This window comes from Nocardia sp. CC201C (genome assembly GCF_030010695.1).
Taxonomy (GTDB): domain Bacteria; phylum Actinomycetota; class Actinomycetes; order Mycobacteriales; family Mycobacteriaceae; genus Nocardia; species Nocardia otitidiscaviarum.
Genome location: NZ_JASCXP010000583.1, coordinates 1 through 3,359, shown reverse-complemented (window position 1 = coordinate 3,359; position 3,359 = coordinate 1). Strand labels below are relative to the sequence as shown.

The 3,359-nt window shown below is 70.3% G+C and carries 3 protein-coding genes; all 3 read right to left on the bottom strand.

Annotated elements, in window-relative coordinates; all coding sequences use genetic code 11:
* Nucleotides 1-448 precede the first annotated feature (448 nt).
* The 3 genes from QK444_RS34405 to mraZ all read right to left on the bottom strand — a co-directional run bounded on the left by QK444_RS34405 (nucleotide 449) and on the right by mraZ (nucleotide 3,084).
* Complete coding sequence (locus QK444_RS34405) at nucleotides 449-1,411, bottom strand: hypothetical protein (protein WP_282786185.1); 963 nt, start codon at nucleotides 1,409-1,411, stop codon at nucleotides 449-451.
* Nucleotides 1,412-1,466: 55 nt separating this feature from the next.
* Nucleotides 1,467-2,447, bottom strand: coding sequence for a 16S rRNA (cytosine(1402)-N(4))-methyltransferase RsmH (gene rsmH, locus QK444_RS34400; RefSeq protein ID WP_282786184.1), 981 nt, complete (start codon nucleotides 2,445-2,447; stop codon nucleotides 1,467-1,469).
* 205 nt (nucleotides 2,448-2,652) lie between these two features.
* On the bottom strand, nucleotides 2,653-3,084 hold the full coding sequence (mraZ, locus tag QK444_RS34395; RefSeq protein WP_029929310.1) for a division/cell wall cluster transcriptional repressor MraZ: 432 nt from the start codon (nucleotides 3,082-3,084) through the stop codon (nucleotides 2,653-2,655).
* Nucleotides 3,085-3,359: the final 275 nt, after the last annotated feature.

Genomic DNA, 3,359 nt, shown 5'->3' with positions numbered 1-3,359 from the left:
CCGATCACCTCGCTCCGCGCATCCGACAGCGTGCGGTCGCACCCGGACGGCGGCACGACCGCGACGCCTCGCTGTCCAAGGCCGTCGAGGCGCGAATCAAGCGGTCCCGTACTCGGATTCGGGCGCGAGCAGTAGGGTCGCGGCGCACTCCGCTCGATGCGATCGCGGCGGAGTCTGGCACACCCGGCCGCACCGCAGGCGGCGACAGCGACGGCAGGCGGGATCGGCTCACTACCGCCACAGCCCGGATTCGTATGCCCAGCGGTCACAACGGCGTGCCCCGACCATCGCGGGCGGGTGTGCCGCGCACCTGCTTCGTGCGGACGGAGCGACCGGGCGACCCCGGGCGGTGTCGATCCCGCCGAGATCTGGCCGCGACGGACCCGCGTGACCGGACGTGCGACCACGCGGTCCACCGGTGCGGTGGCGGACGTTCGACGAACCCGAGTCATCGCGGCACCCCCTGGAGGGCCGGGGCGGGTGTGGCCTGCACCGGATTCGGGGTGACGGGCAAGGGTGCCTGCGGGGGCTGCTGGACCTGTTGCGGTGCGGACGCGACCGGGTCCTGCGGGGCGGGCTGCGCCGCGGCCGGGGCCTCCGGAGCGGGCGGAACCTGTTGGGGTGCAGGCTGGTCGGCCGGGGCGGCCGGGGGCGGGGGCGCGCCCTCGTTGTTCACCGGTGCGGCGGGAGGCTGCGGCGCGCCCTCGTTCACGGGTGCGGCGGGAGGCTGCGGCGCGCCCTCGTTCACGGGTGCGGTGGAAGGCTGCTGGTTCGGCGGAGCGGCCGGGGTCGGCTGCGGAGCGGCCTGGATGGCCGGGTTCTGGTTCGCCGCGGGCGGGGCCGCCGGGGTGGTGGTGACCGGGACGACGCGCTCGCCCTGTGCCTGCGACAGGTTCGGTGGGGGCGTGCCAGGGGTGGGCGGCAGCGTGTTCAGCGGGGGCGCGGGAGAACCGGCCGCCGGGGTCGGGTCGCCGACCACGATCACCTCACCGTTCGGACCGATCACCAGCCGCGCGGGGTCGCGGGCCGGGATCATGCCGAGTTCGCGGGCGCGCGAGGCCAGTTCGGGGGCCGAGGCGGCGGCCGCTACGTCGCGCGCCAGCGCGTCGCGTTCATCGGAGAGCTGCTGATTCGCCCGCCGAGCCTCGCCGAGTTCGTAGCTGTCCTCGGTGGCGCGGGTGGTGAGCAGCAGGGTGAGCGCCAGCCCGCAACCGAGCAGCGCGAGAATGGTCGCGACGAACGGAATGCGGCCCGCCAGCACCGGTTCCCCGGTACGCGGCAGGGCGGGTGCGCCCTCGCGACTGCGCCGCTTGGCGTAGGCCCGCTGCGCCGCACCGGATTTCACCTGCTCGGCCGCCTTGACCCGACGGGCCGGGCGGTTCTCGCGACGCTGCACACGTCCCTGCGTCATCGTCATAGCACCACCCCTCCCACACATGTGCCCGCGCGCGGTCGTCTGCTCCGGGTCATGTCGTCTCCTCCCCAGCGATCCGCTCGGCCGCGCGCATCCGTACCGGCGCGGCCCGCGGGTTGTCCTCGATCTCCTGCTCCGTCGCCTTCTCCGCGCCCCGGGTCAGGATCTTGAATTCCGGGCCCATACCGGGCAGTTCGACGGGCAGGTCGAGTGGGGTGCGCGAGGCGGACCGCTTGGCGAACTCCGCCTTGACCACCTTGTCCTCGAGCGACTGGTAGCTCATCACCACGATGCGTCCGCCCGGGGCGAGCGCGTCGAGGGCGGCGGGCAGCGCCGCTTCGAGGGATTCCAGTTCTCGGTTCACCTCCACCCGCAGCGCCTGGAAGGTGCGCTTGGCGGGGTGCCCGCCGGTGCGACGGGCGGCGGCGGGAATGGCGGCGTAGAGCACTTCCACCAGTTCGGCGCTGGTGGTGAAGGGCTTCTGCTGGCGGCGGCGCAGCACCTCGGAGGCGATCTTGCCCGCGAACCGCTCGTCACCGTAGGTCTTCAGCACCCGGGCCAGATCACCGTGGCTGTAGGTGTTGAGCACATCGGCGGCGGTCATCCCGCCGCTGGGGTCCATGCGCATATCGAGTGGCGCGTCCACGGAGTAGGCGAAACCGCGGTCGGCCTCGTCCAACTGCATGGAGGAGACGCCGAGATCCATCAGGATGGCCTGTACCGAACCCCGCGGGGCGAGTCCGGCCTGCTCCAGCGCGCCCGGGATCCCGTCGTACCTGGTGTGCACCAGGGTGATTCGGTCCTCGAACGGGCGTAGTCGCTCACCCGCCAGTGTCAGCGCCTCGGTATCGCGATCCAGTCCGACGAGCCGGATGTTCGGATAGGTGCGCAGGAAGTACTCGGCGTGGCCGCCCAGGCCGAGGGTGCAGTCGACATAGACCGCGCCATCGGAATGCAGTGCGGGACCGAGGATTTCATCGGCGCGGTGGAGGAGGACCGGAACGTGACGGGGACCATCGGTGTTTCGGTGCACCTAGACCTCCCGGATCCTGCCTCACGTTCGTTCGCACACCCCGTGCGGGTCGCTTGCGATTCGGACTTCACTGCTGAGTTGGTCGACTCTTCAGTGCGGTGACCAATGCCCCGTGGTCTCTGACCGAAGCACCGCACCTGGCGTTGGGGAAGTACGTCAGGGTCGGCGTCGGGCAGAGGCCGCAGGGCACTCGCCTCGCTGTGGGCTAGAAGATCCCGCCCAGCGACTCGTCTCTGGCTTGCGAGTAATCCTCCTCATGCTCGGCGAGGTAGGAATCCCACGCCGCCTTGTCCCAAATCTCCAGAAAGTCGACCGAGCCGATCACCACGCAGTCCTTGGTCAGGTTCGCGTAGCGGCGGTGTTCGGCCGACAGCATGATCCGGCCCTGTCCGTCCGGGCGCTGCTCATCGGTGGAGGCCGCGAGTGCGCGGACGAAGGCACGGGCCTGCGGATTGCTTCGAGACGCGGCCGCGGCTCGCCGCGCGAGGGCGGTGAACTCGTCCTTCGGATACACGGCAAGGCTGTGGTCCTGTCCCTTCGTGACCATCAACCCTCCCGCCAGTTCGTCTCGAAACTTCGCAGGCAACGTCAGTCGCCCCTTGTCGTCCAAACGGGGGGTATAGGTCCCGAGAAACAACTCCCGACACCTCCTACCGGATCACCCCTCGTCTGTTCGGCCTCCTGTAGTGCGCGCTCCACATTACCCCACTTTCCCCCACTTTCAATCGAAAGCGGCGGTGATCTCGGTCCCCGGTTGGCGAACTTCGCAGGTCACATCAGCTATCACCGAGGTGGGGAACTTGCGCCGCAGTTCCCCCGACACACACGGCACACGGTGCCGCCGGTCCGACAACCGTCAGCAAACCCGCAGATAGCACGCATATCCGACAGCCGTGGGGCGCGGTGGGGAAT

Bases quoted from the DNA above. Each gene is read 5' to 3' on its own strand.
- QK444_RS34405 (WP_282786185.1), bottom strand. From the start codon at position 1,411: ATGACGCAGGGACGTGTGCAGCGTCGCGAGAACCGCCCGGCCCGTCGG.